Raw genomic sequence first — 22,169 nt, 5'->3', positions numbered from 1 at the left:
GCCGCAAATAAGGTTACTATCCACTTTGAAGGGTTAGGTTAGCTATTGAAACTTTATAATAAACGGTTGATTATACGAGACGATACTTGGCTCCGGATTCGTTTGTTGTCTTGAAGTGGAATATATTTTTCGCCCATTTACCAGAAGACTGTCATTATGCGGACTCCAATACATTACCGACGGGAAGACGCCCTGATAGACCGATTCTTTGTACAGGACGTTGTTTCCTTGAAGCTTTCCTGCAAAAATTGAGATTGTATCGTTGTCGTCTTTCTGGGAATAAGCAATATACTTCCTGTCTTGCGATAATTGAAAGCTAAGAACCTTCTCCAGCAGGACAGAGAGAGCCATGTTTCGTCGATCGTACTCATAGATCTCGCCTTCCGTTCCAAGGAAAACAAACTGATCTTTATTAAGCCATGCCATCTGATCACCGCCCGCCTGATGCTCGTATTCGATATGAAAGCTGCTTCCGTTTATCGTCCCCATGCTGATACTAATGGTCCGTTCATTTTGCACCACAATCAGTGCGCTTTGTCCATCGTCCGACATTTTCACCTCGGAGACGCTGCCTGTGTTTCGGAGGCCCTTCAGCGGATAGACCTTGACTTGCCGGGCGGTTGTGTCATATACGGCCATTTTGACAACGGGGTTTGTGGCGACACCCACATCGGTTTGTCCACTGACGGGGCCTGAAGCGACATCTGTAGCGACGTCTGTGACGAGATAAGAGATGTATCTGCTGTTATCCGACCAAGTGAGCTCTGTCAGGAGCAGATCATGACGGGGCTTTATGGTGGCCATGATGGTTTCCCGTCCATCAGAAAGCGATATCAACTTCAATACATTGCCGTCCTTTGTCTTCTTAATACCGGCGATATATTTGCCGTTTGGCGACAGTTCGAGATTCCAATGATCAGCGTCCACGCCTTGCAGCGTCTCGAATTTTTCATACGGCGGTGAAAGCCGCTGCAGCAGATATTGCGACAAGCGCATCTTTGAGTCGGGGGCCTGAAAAAGACCGAGAACGGATCCTGAATCCTCCCAACCAAGCAATTGATCGTCCTTCGTGTCCGAAATCGGAAGACGGTATATCGTTTTTACTTGGAATGGGGCGCTGCCCGAATCGGCAACTTGCTCATCTTCCGAGCTCGGAATAACGATGGTCTCCGACCGCAGACCTCCCTCACATCCGGACAAGAGGAGGATGATTGCAAGCAGCACGGACAAACCTGCAAATCGTTTCCGTATCATCATGATCTCTCCTCCCTGAAGTAAGGTAGTTCCACGTAAACCATGATCTGCCCGTCCCGGCTGACTAGGCGGATGGTCCCTCCATGGTCGTCGACGATCGATTTGGCGATACTGAGACCCAGACCGACACTGCCTTCTTCCATGAACTTATGGCCCGCCGAATAGAACGGCTGAAACAGGTGCTCAAGCTGGTCAGGTGGGATCGGTTCACCCGGATTGTCGAAAATAAAGCGAACGAGTCCGGAGTCCAGTTCGGCCTTAGCAGAAATCTCCGATTGGGGAGAGCTGTATTTGATCGCATTGTCCAGCAGGTTGATGAACAGCTGGCGCAGCCTGTCCGGTTGTCCGTTTACATACAAATGTTCATCCGTCTGGCAGATGATGCGCTTCTTATAACGCTTGGCACGGAAGGACATGGAATCGCTAACGTCGTGCAAAATTTGACCCGCATCCACCTTTTCGAATTCACGGTCGTCCGAAGCTCTGCGGGATACTTCCAGCAGCCTTAGCACCATGTTATGCAGCCGCCGGCTCTCTTCAACAATGTGATTCATGCCCTTATCGAAGAACTCCCGGTCGTCATCCCCTTTCTCCCGAATAATCTCGGCATAACCAAGAATGGACGTCAGTGGCGTCTTAAGCTCATGGGTGACATTGTCGAAAAAACGTTTTTCCTGATCGTTAAGCTCCTGAAGGCGATCCCGATCACCCTCAATCGTGGAAATCTGGCTTCCGATCCGGTCAATCATGTCATTGAAATTCAGAGCCAGCTCGCCAATTTCATCTCTTCGCCGGAACGGGATTCGAACATCGAGATTCCCGTTCTTCACTTCCGTGGAAGCTCGGGTCAGCTTCACTAATGGAATGGTGATATGCCGGGATAGCATATAGGAGAATAGGAATGCCGCTCCAAATATAGCGAGCGCGATGTAGAAAATGATGTCCATGATGCGCCCGCTTTGTTCATAGAGCAGGGTGAAATCTTTGGTAAATCTCAAGATGCCCACCTTCACTCCATCGATGATAACCGGGTATGAATATAGAACGGTTCCGCTATTCCGGCCATAAGTGATGGTATAAGCCGTTTTACCCTCGATCGCTTGCCGGAGATCCTCGTCCGACTGTCCAGAGAACTCTCTCTGGTCTGATGAGAACAATAACTTGCCATCTACGGTGTAAGCACTAACATGGCTTGATGTCGCATGATTCAAATCATTCACCATTTCCTCGGCCATCTGTCCGAAATAAAGCTTATTGTTCGTGAAATGGTTAATAAGAAATGCTTGCCTTACGTATATATTGCTGTTGTTTTTGAGTCCGACCAGATCCGACGTTACGATCTCCTGATTGCTTGTCCGAATGATCTCCTTCACGGTCTGATTGAGTACGAGGAACGAGAGGCAGAAGATCAGAAAAAAACCAACAATAAACTTGGCTCTGATGGTCCGGATCATCTCTTATTCCGCCTGCTTCTCGAATTTATAACCGATGCCGAATACAGTTGTGATCAAATCGCTGGCATCCAGCTTTTTGCGGAGCCTTTGAATATGCGTATCCACGGTCCGCGTATCCCCAATAAAATCATAACCCCAGACCAAATCCAGCAGTTCCGAACGCGTGTAAATCTTCCCCCGGTGACCGTACAAGGTCATGAGCAGATCAAATTCCTTCGGTGTTAGATCAACCAGCCTTCCGTCTTTCTTGACCAGTCGCTCCTCCGTTACGATCTCGATGCCTTTAACACGGATCACGGCCTCCTGAGCCACTTCCCTATCCCCGTGATTCGCTTGGTCCAGCCGCCGGAGAATCGTACGAATTCGGGCAACAACCTCCCGTAAATCAAACGGCTTTGTGATATAGTCATCGGCACCAAATTCAAGTCCGAGCACTTTATCCGTAATATCAGATTTAGCCGTAATCATGAATATGGGGATGTTGAAGTTCGCGGTTACTTTTTTGCATATATCGAGTCCGCTTTGGTCCGGCAGCATCCAATCCAGAAGGAGCAGATCGGGATTGAATGACTCAAGCTCCCTTAAGCCCGTAGCTCCGCTGGCCGCAATACGGGTTTCGAAACCCTCCATGTTGAGACCATAGGCAAGCAAGTCGGCAATCGGCCCCTCATCTTCGATTATGAGAATTTTTGTTTTTTTCATGAAGTCTCCATTCTTATTCCATAGGCCTATTTGATGAATCGATTTTAGCATATACCGTTGACAAATGATAAGTCTGATCCGTTACAGGCTTACTAAGACTGCGATTCAGGCAAATGCAGCAGTTCCGGGACCGTTACGAATGAGTAGCCTTGATCTTTCAAATCCGGTATTAACAGCTCCAGTGCCTCCAGCGTGTTGGCAAGATGGTTCTTGCCGTTTGCGGTATGCTGAAGAATGATGCCTCCAGGCTTCAACTGCTTGTGGATGATTCCCATGATCTCCTGTGCGGGCAGACCTGACCAATCCATCGTGTCCACGGACCAGTTCACGATCGCTAAATCCATATTTTGTATGGCCTCCTCTTTGTCCTCATCCAAAGCGCCATAAGGCGGCCGAAACAAGGATGGACGATAGCCGATAATGTCGTTCAGTTCATCCTGCGTATTCTTCACCTGATTCAGCGCTTCCTCCATCGATAATTCTGTAAAGTTGGGATGTGACCAGGAATGATTTCCTATGGCATGACCTTCCTCTTTAATCCTCCGCACAGTCTCAGGATGGGCTTCAGCCCGGTTTCCTAGAATGAAAAAGGTGGCTTTAATATCGTTTTCCTTCAGGATATCAAGGATTTTGGGCGTAACAATGGCATCCGGTCCATCATCGAATGTAAGTGCGACCTGTTTACCGTCCTGGGCTGATCCATTAAAATACACCTTTTTCTCCATAGACTGATTCCCGCTTTGCGGAGTGCCGGGTGATCTTTCAACTGATTCACCGTTTGCTTGGTGTCCAAGCGAGAGTTCCTGCGATTCCGCAAAATAGTCCTTGAGCCCATCAACAATAGCTTGTGCGGCAAGATCTTGACCTTCATTGCTCAGCAGGAAACGCTCATCCTCCGCATTGGTGAGATATCCAACTTCGATAAGCACTGCCGGCATCGTGGGCGTAGATAGCACTTTTAACTGTTCTTCCTTGATCCCGCGATCACGAAGGCCAATTCCCTTCACCAAATGCTCCTGAAGGGTTTGGGCCAAGGGGATGCTGTCCTCGTGTCGGTACAAGGTTTCCGTACCCGATGTCATGGGGTCCGTATAGGTATTGCCATGAATGGAAATCATCACATCCGCATTCCAATCATTCGCCTTGGCTGCCCGTTCATCCAATTCAACGAATTGATCATCCGAACGTGTCAAGAGAGGTTCAAACAAAGGGTCCTCCTCCAGGAGGTCAACAACCCGCCCGGCAAGAGATAGATTGAACGCTTTCTCATATGCACCGCTTACTCCGGTAGCTCCCGGATCTTTTCCCCCATGACCGGGATCGATTACGATTCGATACGTTTTATTTGGATTAGGCACAGCAGGAAGCGTCCTATAGGTCTCTGCAAGTCTAGCAGATGATGCCGGCACCAACTCCACCGTTGATGAACCGACGTGCCATGCCAATTTGAAGCCGACAATAAATAGGATTGCAATGAATAGAATAAAGAAGACTCTGGTAAACTTCTTGCGTTTTTTGTGATAGATCATGGTTCCTCCTTCTTAGGGATCGTGCTAAATACGATTCCATAAGAAGAATATAATCGCCGGATGTGATAACGATTTTACCAAGATGTCAACAACTTGTGTCCAACTCTACTCTATGTAAATGACAGGAGGCTTTCATAGACATATAGACGTCAATCGCATCCTTACGATCCTCCTTATAGCCAAATCTTTCATATAGTTCCGTTCTACATCTGTACGCACCATTATATCTGGCATGGGTAACAAAAAAAGGAGCAGGCTGCCGACGCAGCCTGCTCCTATCTTAACTATTCATAACTCTGCCCACTCTGACAACAAGTCAGATCTACGGTTACACGTTTAGCGAATAGGACGAACGGGCGATCTCCGTGGCTTGAACCATGTTACGGAGGGATGCGACCGTCTCTTCCTTACCGCGTGTTTTGAGACCGCAGTCCGGGTTGATCCAGAACAGCTTCGGATCCAGGACCCGCAGTGCACGCTCGATCATGCTTGTCATCTCTTCCACTCGAGGTACCCGCGGACTGTGGATATCGTACACGCCAAGGCCAATCCCTAATCTGTAGGTATTGACTTCGAAGCTGTGAATCAGCTCGCCATGACTGCGCGAAGTTTCAATCGAGATGACATCGGCATCCATCGCCTCAATCGAATCGATCATGTCATGGAACTCGCAATAACACATATGCGTATGAATTTGCGTGGTCGGCTGTACCGTGCATGTGGTCATACGGAAGGCTTTAACAGCCCAAGCGAGATACTCCGCTTGATCTTCCTCCTTGAGCGGCAGCCCTTCGCGCACCGCAGGCTCATCGACCTGAATCATCCCGATGCCCGCCTGCTCCAGCGCCTCTACTTCTTGTCTTAGGGCATAAGCCAATTGATAGGCAATCTGTTCCCGAGAGATGTCTTCGCGGACGAACGACCAGTTCATGATTGTGATCGGGCCAGTTAGCATCCCTTTCACGGGGCGGTTAGTCTTCGACTGTGCATATTTCGTTTCCTCCACCGTCATCGGTTTCTCGAATGCGACATCCCCGAATATTACAGGCGGTTTCACGCAGCGTGAGCCGTAGGACTGAACCCATCCATATTGAGTGAAGGCAAAGCCACCAAGCTTCTCACCGAAAAATTCAACCATATCCGTTCTTTCGAACTCTCCATGCACAAGCACATCCAGGCCGATCTCTTCCTGCAGCTTGATCCAAATATCGATTTGCTCCTGAATGAAGCGCTCATACTGCTCATGATTCCATTCTCCCTTGCGCCACGCCTGGCGTGCCTTGCGCACCTCGGCTGACTGAGGGAAGCTGCCGATCGTCGTGGTCGGAAAAATCGGCAGCTGCCACTTATTCTGTTGAGCGACATGACGCTCCGCGAACGGCAGACTGCGAACTGGATTCTGCACACTAATCTCGGCAACTGCCTGCTGAATGTCATGTCGATTGCGCTCTTCGGATTGTTTAAGCGCCTGAAGGGCAGCATCGCATTCTTCCAGTTCCTTGGCAATCCGGGCTGTGCCTGTGGAGATTGCTTTCGTCAAAAGAACCAGCTCATTCAGCTTCTCATCTGCAAAGGCGAGTGCCCCTTTTAGTTCAGGCTGCAGTTTCGTTTCGCTGCTCACTGTCACCGGAACATGCAGCAAGCTGCACGAAGATTGAACGATCAACCGTTCAGTGGCTACATATTTCGTCAGCTCTTCCAATTGCGACAGCTTCTCGCGAAGCGATGCCTTCCAAATGCCGCGTCCGTCAATCATGCCGGCGCCAAGCACCTTATTCGCAGGAAACCCTGATTGTTTAATGGCTTGCACATTGCCTTGGTATCCGTGGACCAGGTCAAGTCCGATGCCGCTAACCGGAAGCTGGATGATATCCTGGTAGTTTTCCACCGATTCGAAATAGGTTTGCAGCATGATGTTTAGGCCGGGTGCCGAAGCCGCAAACGTTTCATAAATGCTGGTTAACCGCTTAAGATCCGCATCGCTTAATTTCGTCACGAGGATCGGCTCATCAATCTGGACCCATTGAACGCCTTCTTGGGCAAGCTCCTGGAGAATCTGTACGTAGAGCGGCAGCAATTTTTCCAGCCAGGCATCCGTCTCCGACGGCTGGTACCCTTTGGACAATTTCAAGAAGGTTAGCGGACCGACAATAACCGGCTTGCCTTCAATGCCGAGCTTCTCCTTAGCCTCCCGATAGGCTGCCAGCGGTCTGTTCTCCGTAAGAACTGGTGCAGCCCCATCCAATTCAGGCACGATATAATGATAATTGGTGTTAAACCACTTGGTCATTTCACTTGCTGTAGCATCCTTCGTTCCGCGTGCAATACCATAATATACAGACAATGGCACAACACCGCCCTCATAAGAGAAGCGCTTCGGTACGATACCGAACATCGTTGCCGTATCCAAAACTTGATCGTAATAACTAAAATCATTAACCGCAATAAGATCGATCCCGCTCTCCTGCTGCTTCCGTAAATGATTCAACCGAATCTCCTGCAGCTGCCGGTGAAACTCCGATTCATCAAGCTTGCCTGCCCAGAATGCTTCCAGGGCTTTTTTCCATTCCCGATCAGCGCCAATACGCGGATATCCCAGTACACTGCTTTTTGCCATCTATGTAACACTCCTATACAAATTGTTACAAGAAAGATACCATGTATTAATCGGTATAGTGTAACTCATATAAGCTATATCTAGTTATAGCCTATGGCTATAGCAAGAAAGGTGTATATGTAATCTTGTTATACGCCAATACAAAAAAACGCGAGATTAACACGTTTTTTTCATAATACTCTATAATGAGATTACTTAGGATTGTAAAGGAGCTTATCTATGAAGACGATTGGACTTATCGGAGGAATGAGCTGGGAATCCTCCATTGAATACTACAGAATGATAAATGAGCAGGTGAGAAGCCGCCTGGGTGGCCTCCACTCGGCCAAATGCCTGATGTACAGCGTGAACTTTGCAGAGATTGAACGCTATCAATCCGAGGGAAATTGGAAAAAAGCCGGTGAAACATTGGGTGAGGCTGCACTTTCTTTAGAAAAAGGCGGTGCCGATTTTGTACTGATATGTTCCAATACGATGCACATGGTACTAGAGGAAATAGAAGAAAAAATAAGCATCCCTGTGCTGCACATTGCCGATGCCACGGCTAATCAAATCCATGAGCATGGGATTCGTACGGTAGGCTTGCTCGGAACCAGATATACCATGGAGCAGCATTTTTACAAGCAAAGATTAGAATCTAATCATATCAAAGTGCTCATCCCCAATAAACAAGATCGAGAGATCGTAAATAAAGTGATATATGAGGAATTATGTCTAGGCAACATCCAATCGGATTCAAAAGCTTATTATAAAGAAGTCATTGAACGGCTAATTCAAGATGGAGCCGAAGGAATTATTCTAGGCTGCACCGAGATCGGATTATTAATAAAACCCCAGGATTCCATAGTTCCTCTGTTTGATACAACCTTCATACATGCCACTGAAGCTGTACATAAATCGCTCCAAGCTGACTCTTAATGGGCTGACTCTCCCGATTTTGGGAGAGGTTGCCGACGATTCACGGCCCCCTCACACCTAGCGAGTTTTCAATTCAAAATCGGATATCTTTACAAGTTATCAATGCTGTTCAGCACCAGGATCAGCCCGGCAATGCACAACACCCATGACAGAATCGATCCGGAGCTCTTGGCGATTCTCAGTCGCAGCTTCTCCAGCGGACGCTGCATCATCCGGCCTAATACGAGGTGTAATCCGAGCAATATCAATGGAGGCAGCACCATCACGATATTGTATGCAGCCAGGATGGGCATCCATTGAACCGTAGTCAACTGCGCCTTTGTCATGAGTCCGATTGCCGCAAAATACGGAAGGGCTGTTGCTACCTCCAGCAGAGCAGTCGTGAACCCAAGTCCGATCATAGCCCCGAAGCTTTTGGATCTTGGACGGCGCGGCTCGGACGTTTTTTTCGTAGGGATAAAGAAGCTGGCGACAAACAGGATTCCGCCTACCACGGCCATGACCCAACTGACCGCTCGATTCTGAAAGATGCCGGTTACGGATTGCAGAACAGCATCCAAGCCCAGCATAAGTGCAGCTCCTACCAGGAAGTAGAAACCCGCCACTGTGAATAAATAAATGAATAAACGTGGGATTAGCCGGTCCCGTTCGGTCAAGAGCAGATACACTGTTACGCCAAGCGTGGCTGGACTTAGCGTGTCCAAGAGTGATAAGGCTCCAATGGAGAGCAGCAATTCCAGCGTCAAGATGTCTCCCTCTCTTCAATTTGTTCTTTGTCTTTGTATAACACATAAATCTCAAACGCTTGTTCCATGAATTGAAGAAGTTCATCCTCGATGGGATATAACCCCATCTGCTCGGACTGCGCCGGAGATTTACGGATTTCCCACAGCTTATCTACGAAGGGATCTTCATCTTCAAATACCTCCAGTCGTTTCTCATCCATCCTCCGTACAATTCGTTGTACATCCGGTGAGTCGGGTCCGTCCTGCATCCGCCTTTTGAGCTGTCCCAACAGAGCAATCCACTCGAGAGAGTCGGGATCCGTGCTGTTCATATTAGGGAGTAGACTTAGCAACTCCACTTCACGCTTCTCAAACATTTGCTGCCGGAACGAGTGTTTTAACGATGGGTCTCTTCCGGAGAGGTGAATTAATTTCTGAATGACATCCCAGCTTGTCTCACCTTCCACCGCAATGCTATGAAGCACAGCTCGCAGCGCCGATTCCATCTGGTCCAGCTTTTTTTGTTCGTTCAAAACAAAGTCCAACTGATTCATCAAACCGGTGGACCAGTTCCATTCCGAGTTTGAAATCATATCCGATATTTCTTGCAAACTGAAGCCCAGCCTTTTGAGAAACTGTATTTGCTGCAGCTTCTTTAATTCATCATCACTGTATATACGATGTTTGCCCGGTGTTTTGGCGACAGGAATCAGAAGGCCAATCTGGTCATAATAGCGCAGCGTTCTTACCGTAATACCCGTCTGTTTAGACAATTCTTGAATGGGAATCGACTTCATCACCTGCTTTCTTAATTCTCTCTGATACCTTCAGTATATAAGATGACGTTACGTCACTTTCAAGCTTTTTAACGAAAAATATTAGTACAATTGTGATTCGATGCAGCAGGCGACAAAAAAAGCCCGAGCTATCGGGCTTGTTCAAACACATACTGAAATTCACTTCAATTTGAAGATTTTCGTTCTGGTTAACCCGATCAGATAAAGACCCATGGGAATCACCAACAAGTGGAGAAGGGCGTAGCTCGACCATACATTCTGAATGATATCAGCAACATAGACGGTGTTGATGTATGTATTCCAGGCCACGATTACAAACAGCACGGCCAACGGATAGATTAGCGGATTCTGTTCCTTCAGTCCGAACACGGTCTTTATACCTTGAAGAATGGAAAGATACAATAGAGAGATTTTGATAAAAAAAGTCAGGATCCAAAGCGTAATCAATATGCCTTCCACACGTTGAAAGAAGTTTCCTAGGTTAATCGTCTTCGCGAGAGCAAATGCCGGAAACGTGCTATTCTCTGTCTGTTCGATTCCCAGAATCAGCACACTGAGCAGAACGGTCATGCTGAGCACGAACCCGCCTGCAGCGGCTCCCCCCATCAACGCCCTCTCCCCTTTTTTCTCCCCCTTGACCAGAGGCAGGAATACCATCAGCACAATCAGTTCCTGAAACATGGAAGCATGGAATCCGGCCTTGGCAACAGGCATCCAGCCTTCCTCAAGCATAGGTTTGATATGGTTCCAATCGATCTGGGGAATGAGTGAGAGGACAAGGACCATAAACAGAAATATGATCCACGGAAACATCAATTCACCAACCCGGGCCAAGATTATGATGCCCATCCTGGCGCACATGACGGCCGCGATCAAGAACAAGATTTGAATAGCTTCGATCGGCGTCTCCGGCATCATTTCGCTGCTCAGGAAAAAACCCAAGTTGCCAAGCAAAGTGCCTGTAAGAATCAAAAAATAAAAAAGGTAGAGCAGCGAGAGAATCTTTCCCAGCAGCTTCCCCAAAACCTTCTCATGGATCTCGAAGATCGTTTGACCTGGATAGACACGCGCGATGGCTATGTACAGCACAACCATAAGGAGATTAATGAAGATACTGAAGAGGGAGGCCAACCACGCATCTTCCCTTGCAGTATGTGCTAACCCGGAGGGGGTAACCAGGATTGAGGTTCCGATGGTCAAGCCGAAGGCCAGTATAAAGAATTGTCGTGCGGCGATATCCTTGTATTTGATCACGTGTTACCACACCCTTCTTCATTATGAGATCAACCTGTTCAGCGGTTGCATGATGGCACCGATCCAATCCAGTGGTCTTAGATAAGGCACCTCCATCATATCCCCTATCAAGGCCAGCAATGTGACTCCCCACACCGTATAGAACACGATCATGTCCCTGAGGGAGCGCAGTTGCAGAAGATGCCGGGTTTCCGTAACGAACACGATGAACAAGAACAATATCAACAACCAATGCCAATTCACGGCTCATCGACCTCCCGATTTAAGGGTTGTATGATGGATCCGATCCGCCGGATCGCTACATCGGCATCCACGCGGATGCTCATCGTTTTAAAGCTTTTTCCCCAATGATCCCGGTATTTTTTCCAAACGTTCGGATATTTTCGGTGCAGCACCTCGCCGAATCCAAAAACATCGGATCCATAACGCTGCTGTACCAGCCCGATGTGCTTCCGAATATTTGCATTATATTTATCCTCGATATCCTTCTCTAATTCGTCTATGACGGCTGGTTGACTGATATCAATCTGACATTGAACGGCATTCACGTCGGCCTCGATCTCCAATTCGGCTGAAAATTCGGGAATCCCCTCCGCATTGAGCGCAACATCAAGCGTTGTGTCTGCCCGATTCACCGCGAACCCGACAATGCCGCTATCCGGACATGAAATATATCCCGCTGTAGTGTCGACTTTATTGAGGACATAATTGACGGTCTTGCTGGGCGGTTCCCCCAGCCATCCTACTAGCCGGTCCCCTTTAAACACGCCGAGTCCCGTATGTTGAAGAAGCGTTGAAGGGTTGATTTTCTTGACATTCTCCATAGACTGTCCTTCGGCTAAACTGCCGCTTAATTGGACCCCGGATAATACAGGGTCTGAGCCGTTGCGTTTGAGTTCCGTCACAAACTGCTGTATCGTGACTTTCCCCGTTGCTGCCCATTTTTTTTCCGATATTAAAATCGAGGAATAGAGCGAATTCGCCGGAACGTACTCGAATGGCGTAACGACCTCCAGGATCTCTGAGGCCTTTCCGTTCTTGGCAACGAGCATGAAGAAATCCGATCGCAGCTGATGATTCCGGGAGATATAATCGAGCACATCGCTGACCCCTGACCGGGCCATGTCTTCTCCAAATACCAACACGCGGACGTGGGACAGATACGGCATCCGAGGTGCCATGCTTAACGTTCGCTGAAGGGCGTCGGGGATGGTTTTGCCGACTGACTTGTAGGTTACGACCGGAAGGCTCCCCGTCGATCCGCCTTTTTTGGAGCCCGCCTCAGCGGAATTGAGCACTTGAGCAGAAATGGCGTACCCATTCTCATGCGTATCAATTCCAAGTGCCATGACGACGGCAAGCTCATTCAGTTCTTTTCTGCTCCAGCATCCAGATATGAAAACCACCAGACTTAATATAAGCAGGACTGATCGTATTTTTCTTTTGAACATACATAATCTGTCCCCTCTGCTTAAAATAAAGAACCCCTGTCATGACTTACAGAAGGCTCATGGTTTGGATTTGGTTACATATTTCTTCATGCTGTGACGCGACATTCGCAGCAAAGCATCCTTTTGACTTCGCCATCGTATAGGCGCAAAAGAAGACATATAAGGAACCCCCATGGACTGCAGGCTGCACAGGTGAAGGCCAATTATAATCATGCCGATAATCATCCCGTACAATCCAAACGACGCTGCTATTCCCATTAGCCCAAATCGCAAAATCCGCACCGATATTCCAATATTGAAAGATGGTAGGGCAAAATTGGCAATCGCCGTTATGGACACAACGATAACCATCGCGGCCGATACGAGACCCGCTTCGACAGCGGCCTGTCCGATGACCAAAGTACCAACGATGGAGACGGATTGGCCGATCGATTTAGGTAATCGAATGCCGGCCTCGCGCAGGATCTCGAACGTGATCTCCATGATCAGCGCTTCGATAAATGCGGGGAAGGGCACCCCTTCACGCTGGCCGATTAAGCTTGTCAGCAAGTTGGTCGGCAGCATTTCCTGATGAAATGTGGTGATCGCAATATATAGTGAGGGGGTAAGGAGCGCTATTCCAAAGCATAGATATCGAAGAAGCCGAACAAGACTGGCAAAATCCCATCGCTGATAATAGTCCTCGCTCGATTGAAACAGCTGAACGAACAACGCCGGAACCACCAGCACAAAGGGCGTTCCTTCCACAAAAATAGCAATTCGTCCTTCCAGTAAAGCGGATGCAATGACGTCAGGCCGCTCTGAATTATATACCGTCGGAAAAGGGCTGTACCGATGATCCTGAATCATTTCCTCGATATAATTGCTCTCAAGAACGCTGTCTAGTTTGATTTCATCCAATCTTCTGCGCAGCTCATCAAGTACTTCGATATCATATAATCCATCCACGTACATCACGGCCACTAGCGTATTGGTGTGCTCGCCTACAGTTCTTTCTTCAATACGCAGCCTAGGACTTTGAATTCTTCGCCGGACTAGAGCCGTATTCTCGCGAAGGGATTCGGTAAAGCCTTCCCTCGGCCCTCTTACTACGGATTGTGAGCTGGCTTCCTCAACTCCGCGCTGTTTCAGTGCTTCAGTACCAACGTACAGTGAGGTTGATGTCCCATCCATAAAGATGATCGTATTCCCGGACAACAATTTCCCTTCAACTTCTTGAAAAGTGCTGGCTTCTCCCACTTTTCCCATCGTGATCGTGAGTTCTTTGAGCATTTTCATGCGCACTTCCGGTGACTGGTTTGGAAATTCAATAAATGGAGGTAAATCTGCATGAATCGCTTCTATTAGCAATCGGGGATCTCCCATCCCTTCAATATAGACCATCACTGTGGGGATAGCCCCCACAATTAACTCTCTGTAGATGATATCTCCGCTCTGCCCGAATCGACTCTTCATATTTTCGATAAATTGCGCTATGGAAACCGGCAATTTTTCTTGTGAAACATGATCTCGTGTGGTTTTATTCGTCATGTAAACGACTCCTCGTTTTTCCCTCATGGCCAGCTTTGCCTTACAAGGAATTCAATGACCTTCATTTATCTTTTCCTCTACTGTTCCCGCAGTTGGATATAATATACTTTTTATACGGACTACTGAAGTTCATTCGATATTCAGAATGAACGTTCAAAAAACAAATAACGCCTCTTGAAGACTCAGGGAGTCCCAACAGGCGTTATCTGCTCAAAATTTCCTACCACTTTAAAGTATTGTTAATGCGTCAGACCTTTAGCTTGCAGATAGGCTCGCTTGTATGCGGCCGCTTTTTGGGCAATCAAGCTGTAGTCCTGACGCTTCAAAGCTTCGTTTGTCAGATCCGAGCCAATACCGACGGCTATCGCCCCCGCTTTGATCCATTCGCCAAGGTTATCGAGCGAGACACCACCGGTCGGCATAATATTCGCCTGCGGCAGTGGGCCCTTGATCGCCTTGATCATCGACGGATCATACAGGTTGCCAGGGAACAGCTTAACAATGTCCGCCCCCAGTTCCAGTGCTTCCTGGATTTCCTTGATCGTCATGACCCCCGGCATGACCGGAATCCGATAACGATTGCACAGCATCATGGTGTCTCTGCTCAGGCACGGCCCAACAACAAACTGGGCACCGCTCAATATCGCAGCACGCGCGGTTTCCGGATCAAGCACTGTACCTACCCCGATGATGGCATAGGAGGAAGGATCTTCGGCGTTCCATGAATATTTGCGCGACAACGTTTCAATAGCCCGGAGCGCAAACGGTACGGTCATCGTCACCTCGATCACTTTGATGCCGCCGGCAATCGCCTGTTCGGCCATCTCCACAACCTGCTCCGGCGTTTCGCCGCGCAGGACCGCGACCACGCCTTCCTCCGTGATTTTTTGAATCAGCTGCAGTTTCTTCATCTTAAAACTCCTCTTTTCTATTCGGTAACTACACAGAGTACCATTCAAACGTACACTCCGCTCCGTTTATCGTTCTCGCCAAGTTCCCTGAAGTCATATACTTCAGAATGAGTCGATCTTCCGTCGTCCATCCTGTATATGCAACCTCAAACTCGCCGTCTGTCTTGAACTCCGGCCTGTGCTCGGACATTTGCCGTGCGAACGCCGCCAGCTGTCCGATCCCCTTGTTCTCCGCTTCCCGAACGGACACCGCTTCTACGGTGAGAGCCATTCCGGCGCCATGGCAAATGACCTGATGATATCCGGACTGTTCCCTAATGTCATAAGTAGTCCCGGGGCTAAAATGTACGGCAAAATAGACCTCATCTACTTTACCGTACAAAGCTTCTGACTCATACAACCATTCCCCTTCCGGTAGAACGCCGACAATTTCCGCACCGCCGGCACCCGCTGGTTCCGGCAGCGGATACAGTGCCAGCACCACATTTTTGTGATACAGCACCTCCATCCACTCGCTTTGGTGGCGGGGATCGCCACCAGAAGGATCATATCCCTCTCCCGGGTGAAAAAAATACAGCTGATTTGCCTTGCCGCCGTCGCGAATTGGGAGGCTGAACATCCAGCGCAGCTGCTCGTTGTCGAACTCACGAACCCGCTCCCACAATCCGCCCGCCGCATAATGTTCTGTCACATAAGCATAGGAGTGCAGTTGCCTCATCTCGCCGTCAACCGATTTCATCAGAACCTTACGCACTTCCGACGGTTCGCTTCGGTTTAGGGCAAGGCGTCGTTTAGCTTCCGGAGCTTTGTGGAACAGAAATCCGGCATACTCCGTGCGCGGCATCTCCTCCGGGAGACTGAAATCACCGAACTGGACATAATCGTGAAGCACATTGGCATCCCTCGGCGCATCATGCGGCCATCCCCTGGAGTGGGCTCCTACCCACGCCCCTTTCAAATAATAGGACGTGCGCAGGCTCCACAGCTCATCTAACAGTTCATACAGCTCCTGCTTCAATTCCGGTTCCTCCGCCAATTCCAGTGCGCAGGTGAACGCCTGTGTCCAATGCCAGAACCACGGCAGGCACCCATACTCAGCCATACCTTCCCGGCGGAGCAGACTCAGGGTATCCCGAAGACTTTGTTTTCCGTCCTCCAGGAGTTCCTTATCGCGGAAGCGCTGGCCGAATATTAACTTGGCTGCCGTATATTTAGCCTCATGATGATTGCACACAGTAAGGGGCTTGCGAAAAAAACCTCCTTGGTAGATGTGTTCCAGCGTAGCTTCAAACTCCGCGGCCAAGCCCTCGCTCATCTCACTTTCAAACTTGCGATGGAAAAAAACCATCAAGCTTCCCATCAATTCCACCGGCAGCGCATGCGGACTCGCCTCTTCCGGCTTCGCCCCCAGGTTCAGCGGCCAGTGCCCGTGCATGGGATTCTTCGCATCCCGGTTCTGCAGCCGCAGCACACGACCCAGAACCTCCTCTGCCAACCGTTTACCTTCCTGCCGGTTGAACTGCGGATCATTCTCGAAGTCTACCGAAGCTGCAAACAGATAAGAAGCGTAATAGAAGTTATCACGAACATCTCTGTGAAACCACAGCCCGCTGGATAGCAAAGGCTGCCTCCATGCTTGTTCCGCAACGTTCCGAACAATCCGGTTCATTCTCTCTTTATAATCGTTCATGTGTTCTCCTTTCCCAATCCGATGGTAAAGCCGCTTCCCAACATAATGCAGAATAAAAAAAGAACCAAAAGAAACCTAATTCGAACCTATATAAACATTAAAAACCTAAATGAACAAAAAGGGAAGCTATATTTAAAAACCAAAGCCTTCATTTATCTTGCATGGCTTGCCCTTTACCACAGAAGAGGGCCTATCGGCCCTCTATTAATGGGTTATCCATACCCAGGAAATTGATCATATTCAGCATTACCTGTGCCGCCTCTGCACGGGTAGTCTGTCCCTGGGGAAGGAAAGCTTCTCCCCTTCCCTGCATTAAACCAAGGTTTACGACAAGCTTCAGGTCTTCCCGTGCATAAGCGGATACTTGATCCGCGTCTATGAACTTGATTTCTTTAACCTGTCCTTCCATACTGCCCTTGATCATCGTTGAAAGTCTTGCAGCCATGACAGCCATATCCTCCCGGCTGATCGGCCCATTGGGGTCGAATATACCATCCGCTTTACCTTTTACAAGCCCGACTTCATAGGCAGCGGCAACCGCATTCGCATACCAGGCTTGCGGTTTGACGTCATCAAATGCGTTTTTGTCACTTGCCGCAAAGCCCCAGGTCCGTACGATCAATGAGATAAATTCGGCGCGTGTTACCGCCGAGTCCGGAGCAAACTCCGTTTCCGTCCGACCATTTACAATATGCCGTGCGGTCAATATTTTAACGGCGCGCTTCGCCCAGTGCGAAGCAGGTAGGTCGTTAAACCCTTTGTTGTATTCCAGCACAGTGTATAATCCAGGACTATTTATGTAGGCTTCGATTGATTCTTTGTGGGTCCCGGTTAACCCGCTGACATACTTCCATGTTTGAACATCTTGATCATATACATAAATCCCCAACAGTTCAGGATCCAATCCGGCATAAGCCGAGGCGTCAAAACGGATCCGGGCAGGCACCGCAAAAGGTTGATTATATTCCTTTTCCACATCTGCCCCGCCAAGAAATACGCCGAATTTCATCATCCCGCCGGATCGGAGCTGAAGATTCGATCCACGGGAACCACCGACTAGAACGGACGCTTCTTGTTGCCCAACCGGTTCGAATGTCAGCAGCACCGCCGTATGGCCGACCGAATCGGCTTCGATTGCCGAAAGCAGCGCCGAATCGAGTGTAAGAGTTACGCCCTTCTTCTTGATTTCCAGCTTGCTTTTTCCAAGAAATGCTCCGGCTTGTTGGGGCAGGCTGATCTTGGTTTCCTCTTCAGTGAGTGAGATCGAGACTACGCCGTCCACTGGCGCCCGAAGCGTCTTCTCATTCACGATTTTGACCCCGTGGGTCGCTTCATGATGGCTCGTTTCCGTTGAAGTGTCCGAATTACCTTGCGTCCCTTCATTGCCGGACGTGTTGTCGTGCGAATTGCTCTCCGATCCATTCCCGTTACCGGAGCCATTATCCGTGCCACCCTCGGTAGAGGATGTATCCGTCGTTACTTGCAGCTTGTTGCTCTCCGACAGATTGCCTGCGGCATCGGATGCCTTCACACTAAACACGTATTCGGTTGCAGGAATCAACCCGTCCAGCGTTTGGCTATACACCGACGCAGACACACTCGTCACCCACTGCCCATCTCTGTAAAGGCTGTAGCCGGATACTCCTACATTGTCGGAAGACTCGGACCACTTTAAGGCAATTGAAGTATCTGTCACCGATGTATAACTCAGCACAGGCGCGCTTGGCGGGGTGTCATCACGAGTCGCGACCGTAATCTCCCGACTGTCTCCCACCCGCTGGCCGCCTCCATCAAGGCCCGATACCTCAAAGTGATAAATGGTACCAGGCAGCAGGCCGTCCACGGTCGCAGTGTAGGTGTCAGATGTCACTGTACGGTAAGTAGCGTCACTTACCGTAACACCGTCTTTGGTAATTTCATAACCTTCTATCCCCGACACGCTATCCCGGACCGTCCATTCCAGTTCGACACTCGTTTCGGTTTGAAGTGTTGAATATAAGGAAGAGACAGGTACCTCTTTCTTAAAAACAACGGTATGTGCCGCACCTAATGATCCGTTTGTGTTCAAGCGCAGTTTAATGAATGGAGTCGTTTGTTCAAGGCTTACAGTAGGATCGGCACTTGCCAATACCAGCCCCGCGCGATTTAAATACAGCGTTATTTCCGACTGCTGCTGTGTCGGATCGGAGACCGCGATACTTAAACCGTCGTCCGTTTCCTTCATGATCACCGAAGCCGGCTGCTCCGAACGCAGATCGCCCACGGTACCCGGATTCCAAAAATTAGCCGCTGTGAGGCCAAGCGTCTTCTCCTTCACCGCGTGGATGTCTATCGTGCTTGCCAACACGTCGATATCCGGATTCTCACTGTACTGCTTGGTTGCCTCCCCACCTTGCTCAGGCAGCAGAACGTATGAATAGGAGGCATTAGCTGGTGTTTCTCCGTGATCGAAGGCCAGACTTAAATAATTCCGTGTAATCGGAGTATCCGCTTGCGAGCTGTTGATCTCCTTCCAACTGGCGGTTCTGTTCTCACGGAGTACCGACAATTCCGCTGCATCCGGGAAATAATACCCCGTTCCGGCGCCATCCGTATTACTGTCGAGATGTGCCCAATGCACACCGCTCGTCTTATATGGGGATCCGGTCGCTAACGGCTGGTCAACGCCGTCCATAATGAGTCTATTGTCCCCGGCAGCATTCAACATGCGGTTCTCGATTAGGGTTTCAACCGTTTGAGGCCCGCTTCCATTACTGGTAATGCCGGAGCCAAGCGCGACGATCTCATCATCAAACATGAACCAGGATTTTTTACCCTTCAAATCGCTGCCCGTCACTTTAGCCAGCGAGAAATCCATGCCGGCGGCTCCGTATTCGCCATCCAGCGATACGCCCCCGACCCAAGATTGAGTATTCATGTATGAGGTCCATTCTCCGGGAACCCGCCCTTGTCCGGATCCGTCCGTTGTGGTCCCCGGCAAACGGAAGGAATCGACGGTCGGCCAGAAGTCATTGCGATACTGCCCGAAATCCCGGTCATACAAATAAGTCATACCTATGCCTGTATACCAGCCCTTCAGGTTCTCGTTATTTCCCTTCTCAAAGGCCGAGATGCGATCCGAAAACAGGCTCAGCCCAAACCCGAAACCATCCCGCAATTGAACGACCCGGTCCATGCCTGCGAACATTTGATTTTTTACCAGGTGGCCCCTCGGTGTAATCGCATCCTCGTTCATCAGCTTTTTGATGACCATGATATCGCCAAGGGACAATCCTTCGTAATAATTACTGTAGGTTGTATCTTTGGATATCCATTCCTTTGCCATTTGTTTGATGGATATGGCCACATCAGCCGGTGCAGATTCCGCCATGCGCAGCAAAGTAATGATCGTACTGCGGGCACTGCCGTTGCCACTGCGGGAGATCCCCCTTCCGTTGACCATATCCATGAACTGCCCGTTATAAATGATCGGCTCATAGGTCTGCGATACCCAGTCATACACATTCAATACGTTACGATCCGTGATCGGCCATGGCGAATCGGTCAACAGATAGGACATGTCCGCCGTGCCTTTCAACCATACCGATCCATAACCTCCGGTATAAGCGATATTCGAATGCTGCACAAGGGAGCCGTCGCGATATACGCCGTCCCCTTTTGTTGCATAAACATATTCGGAACCGATCGAATCTCTACCCAGCATAATTTTGGCACTGTTTTTTTCGATAATTCCACGAAGTGTAACCACAAACGCTTTATCCAATAAATTGGCACCGGTCATTTTGACCCCGCTTACGCCAAGCACGGATCCTACCTTCGGATTCGGACAGAATGTATCGATTGCCGAAATGAAACGGGTGATTTGTTCCCGAGATAGATTGTCGTACATCAAAACCATCACATCATTAAGTACTTGCGGAGCACCAATCTCCCAGTCCCACCAGTTATTGTAGGCTTTTTTACTACCGTTGTAGCGATTTGCGTACATCCAATCGAGTGCGCTGACAATATCGCTCGCAAGCTCCTTGTTTTCGAACAAATCGGAGCCCGGAACGGAATATGCTAATGCCATCGTTTTTAATCGGTTATAAGCGGTCGTGATTTGGCTGGAATCAGTCGTGCTGGTCAGATCACTCCACAACCATGTGCGCCCGGGTGACTTGTCCAGCGACTTCCAGAATCCAGAAGCCTTATTCGCTTGGGCGGTTACAGCCGCGACAATATCAGGATCACTTTCGTCAAATGCGCCGCCAGTCAGACGTGTATGCCATTTTGCACGTAAGCTTTCGTAGGCCTCCATGTCTGAAGCTGATTCCACATTTACCAAACATTCTGCAAACGTCAGATCATCCGGTGTTGAAATTCTGATTGTTGTCGTACCGATACCTACGCCGGTAATCTCGCCAAGATCATTTACGATCGCCACATCGGGGTTGCTCGAAGTCCAGCTTACACTTTTGTCCGATGCCGTAGAAGGCGTCATGGTCGGAGACAACGTAACTTGGCCACCAACTGCCATGGAAAAGGCCGTTTGATTCAGCGTGATTCCGGTGTAACCTGAATATTCCTCCAGTACCAGGTCGTCAAACCAGACCTTCCCTTTCCCTGTCTCCAGAAATGGCTCAATGGTCAATTTGGTTGTTGTTTCGGGAATCGTCAGAACCACCTGCTGCATCGTCCAATCACGGGTTCCTGTCCATTTCTCGGAAGCAGGTCCGTCCCCCACCTTGGCCGTATTATAGTATTGGGTCCGGAAGTAAACGCCCTGGCCGGATACGTTATCCGTCTTCAGCCACAGCTTAAGCTTGTAGGATTTGCCGGGTGTCACAGATGTGACCACCTGCTTGACGGATACCCGACTCGTGTTAAAAGCATCAAACAACAGTGACTGTTTCCCTTCATGCGAGTGTTCCGTATCGATTTTGACCGTTGCCGTTTTGTTCGGCTCTTTGCCGCTGCCGGTTGGAATCCATAAATCCCAATGAACCGGAATTGGATCCGCGATCCCTTTCCAGGCCCCGCTTACCGTGGAAGTCGTTTCTTCGAAGCTTCCATTAAGCATAAGATTGGTAGATGCAGCCGACGCTACCCCGGCTGTGAAACTCCCGATGCTTGCGGACAAGAGATCTATCCCAAGCATAAGCGCTAACACCAGACTGGTTTTTCGCATTAATTCACCCCGCCATATGGTTAAAGTACAAGCCACAAACCTGGTACGCGTACACCTCAGCTTTCTAAGACTCCTACGGCTCAATACCCGCATCAGGCCTCGTGTTACTTGTAATCTTACTTAGTTGAAAAAATAGGAAGGTGGAGAATTTTGACCGAAAGCGTATA

Annotated in this window: 15 protein-coding genes; 1 reads left to right on the top strand and 14 read right to left on the bottom strand. The window is 49.2% G+C overall.

Going from position 1 to position 22,169, the window contains the following annotated elements; translation table 11 throughout:
• Window positions 1-42: 42 nt before the first annotated feature.
• From MHH48_RS15565 to metE, 5 genes are all read right to left on the bottom strand, one after another.
• Window positions 43-1,257, bottom strand: coding sequence for a hypothetical protein (locus tag MHH48_RS15565; RefSeq protein WP_076323202.1), 1,215 nt, complete (start codon window positions 1,255-1,257; stop codon window positions 43-45).
• Complete coding sequence (locus MHH48_RS15560) at window positions 1,254-2,708, bottom strand: HAMP domain-containing sensor histidine kinase (protein ID WP_076323201.1); 1,455 nt, start codon at window positions 2,706-2,708, stop codon at window positions 1,254-1,256. The genes MHH48_RS15565 and MHH48_RS15560 overlap by 4 nt, the downstream gene beginning before the upstream one ends.
• Window positions 2,709-2,711: 3 nt before the next feature.
• On the bottom strand, window positions 2,712-3,410 hold the full coding sequence (locus tag MHH48_RS15555; protein ID WP_076323200.1) for a response regulator transcription factor: 699 nt from the start codon (window positions 3,408-3,410) through the stop codon (window positions 2,712-2,714).
• A 92-nt stretch (window positions 3,411-3,502) separates the two neighbouring features.
• The gene (locus MHH48_RS15550) at window positions 3,503-4,939 is read right to left on the bottom strand and encodes an N-acetylmuramoyl-L-alanine amidase (RefSeq protein ID WP_076323199.1); all 1,437 of its coding nucleotides are present in this window, start codon (window positions 4,937-4,939) and stop codon (window positions 3,503-3,505) included.
• Between the two features lie 328 nt (window positions 4,940-5,267).
• Window positions 5,268-7,556: a 5-methyltetrahydropteroyltriglutamate--homocysteine S-methyltransferase gene (metE, locus tag MHH48_RS15545; RefSeq protein WP_076323198.1), complete on the bottom strand. Its 2,289-nt coding sequence runs from the start codon at window positions 7,554-7,556 to the stop codon at window positions 5,268-5,270.
• Between the two features lie 219 nt (window positions 7,557-7,775).
• Here metE and MHH48_RS15540 point away from each other — a divergent pair, with 219 nt between their 5' ends.
• Entirely contained in the window at window positions 7,776-8,474 is a 699-nt protein-coding gene (locus MHH48_RS15540) for an aspartate/glutamate racemase family protein (protein WP_076323197.1), read from the top strand.
• A gap of 89 nt (window positions 8,475-8,563) precedes the next feature.
• On the opposite strand, the gene MHH48_RS15535 is transcribed toward MHH48_RS15540, so the two are convergent.
• The 9 genes from MHH48_RS15535 to MHH48_RS15495 all read right to left on the bottom strand — a co-directional run bounded on the left by MHH48_RS15535 (window position 8,564) and on the right by MHH48_RS15495 (window position 22,002).
• Window positions 8,564-9,220 carry a GAP family protein gene (locus MHH48_RS15535; protein ID WP_083659688.1) on the bottom strand — a complete coding sequence of 219 codons (657 nt, stop codon included), beginning with the start codon at window positions 9,218-9,220 and terminating at the stop codon, window positions 8,564-8,566.
• A complete protein-coding gene (locus tag MHH48_RS15530) occupies window positions 9,217-9,996 on the bottom strand; it encodes a MerR family transcriptional regulator (protein WP_076323195.1) in 780 nt (259 codons plus the stop codon). The genes MHH48_RS15535 and MHH48_RS15530 overlap by 4 nt, the downstream gene beginning before the upstream one ends.
• Before the next feature lie 159 nt (window positions 9,997-10,155).
• Entirely contained in the window at window positions 10,156-11,250 is a 1,095-nt protein-coding gene (locus MHH48_RS15525; RefSeq protein WP_076323194.1) for an endospore germination permease, read from the bottom strand.
• A gap of 21 nt (window positions 11,251-11,271) precedes the next feature.
• Window positions 11,272-11,493, bottom strand: coding sequence for a hypothetical protein (locus MHH48_RS15520; RefSeq protein WP_076323193.1), 222 nt, complete (start codon window positions 11,491-11,493; stop codon window positions 11,272-11,274).
• Window positions 11,490-12,701, bottom strand: a complete 1,212-nt coding sequence (locus MHH48_RS15515; protein ID WP_076323192.1) for a Ger(x)C family spore germination protein — start codon at window positions 12,699-12,701, stop codon at window positions 11,490-11,492. Before MHH48_RS15515 ends, MHH48_RS15520 begins: the two co-directional genes overlap by 4 nt.
• 57 nt (window positions 12,702-12,758) lie before the next feature.
• Window positions 12,759-14,231 (bottom strand): spore germination protein, encoded by a 1,473-nt coding sequence (locus tag MHH48_RS15510; RefSeq protein ID WP_076323191.1) that lies wholly within the window; start codon window positions 14,229-14,231, stop codon window positions 12,759-12,761.
• A gap of 239 nt (window positions 14,232-14,470) precedes the next feature.
• Window positions 14,471-15,142, bottom strand: a complete 672-nt coding sequence (locus MHH48_RS15505) for a bifunctional 2-keto-4-hydroxyglutarate aldolase/2-keto-3-deoxy-6-phosphogluconate aldolase (RefSeq protein ID WP_076323190.1) — start codon at window positions 15,140-15,142, stop codon at window positions 14,471-14,473.
• Window positions 15,143-15,170: 28 nt separating this feature from the next.
• Entirely contained in the window at window positions 15,171-16,832 is a 1,662-nt protein-coding gene (locus tag MHH48_RS15500) for a hypothetical protein (protein WP_076323189.1), read from the bottom strand.
• A 190-nt stretch (window positions 16,833-17,022) separates the two neighbouring features.
• Window positions 17,023-22,002: a polysaccharide lyase family 8 super-sandwich domain-containing protein gene (locus MHH48_RS15495; RefSeq protein WP_076323188.1), complete on the bottom strand. Its 4,980-nt coding sequence runs from the start codon at window positions 22,000-22,002 to the stop codon at window positions 17,023-17,025.
• Window positions 22,003-22,169 lie beyond the last annotated feature (167 nt).

Origin of the sequence: Paenibacillus sp. FSL F4-0100, assembly GCF_037993005.1 — a bacterium.
Taxonomy (GTDB): Bacteria; Bacillota; Bacilli; order Paenibacillales; family Paenibacillaceae; genus Paenibacillus_AQ.
Note: the sequence above shows the minus strand (reverse complement) of the source record. Positions and strands in the feature narration are given on the sequence as shown.

What these genes read in the sequence shown, in the direction of transcription:
- MHH48_RS15560 (WP_076323201.1), bottom strand. Translation starts at nt 2,708, where the DNA reads ATGATCCGGACCATCAGAGCCAAGTTTATTGTTGGTTTTTTTCTGATC.
- MHH48_RS15510 (WP_076323191.1), bottom strand. Translation starts at nt 14,231, where the DNA reads ATGACGAATAAAACCACACGAGATCATGTTTCACAAGAAAAATTGCCG.
- MHH48_RS15500 (WP_076323189.1), bottom strand. Translation starts at nt 16,832, where the DNA reads ATGAACGATTATAAAGAGAGAATGAACCGGATTGTTCGGAACGTTGCG.
- MHH48_RS15495 (WP_076323188.1), bottom strand. Translation starts at nt 22,002, where the DNA reads ATGCGAAAAACCAGTCTGGTGTTAGCGCTTATGCTTGGGATAGATCTC.
- MHH48_RS15550 (WP_076323199.1), bottom strand. Translation starts at nt 4,939, where the DNA reads ATGATCTATCACAAAAAACGCAAGAAGTTTACCAGAGTCTTCTTTATT.
- MHH48_RS15540 (WP_076323197.1), top strand. Translation starts at nt 7,776, where the DNA reads ATGAAGACGATTGGACTTATCGGAGGAATGAGCTGGGAATCCTCCATT.
- MHH48_RS15530 (WP_076323195.1), bottom strand. Translation starts at nt 9,996, where the DNA reads ATGAAGTCGATTCCCATTCAAGAATTGTCTAAACAGACGGGTATTACG.
- MHH48_RS15565 (WP_076323202.1), bottom strand. Translation starts at nt 1,257, where the DNA reads ATGATGATACGGAAACGATTTGCAGGTTTGTCCGTGCTGCTTGCAATC.
- MHH48_RS15505 (WP_076323190.1), bottom strand. Translation starts at nt 15,142, where the DNA reads ATGAAGAAACTGCAGCTGATTCAAAAAATCACGGAGGAAGGCGTGGTC.
- MHH48_RS15555 (WP_076323200.1), bottom strand. Translation starts at nt 3,410, where the DNA reads ATGAAAAAAACAAAAATTCTCATAATCGAAGATGAGGGGCCGATTGCC.
- MHH48_RS15515 (WP_076323192.1), bottom strand. Translation starts at nt 12,701, where the DNA reads ATGTTCAAAAGAAAAATACGATCAGTCCTGCTTATATTAAGTCTGGTG.
- metE (WP_076323198.1), bottom strand. Translation starts at nt 7,556, where the DNA reads ATGGCAAAAAGCAGTGTACTGGGATATCCGCGTATTGGCGCTGATCGG.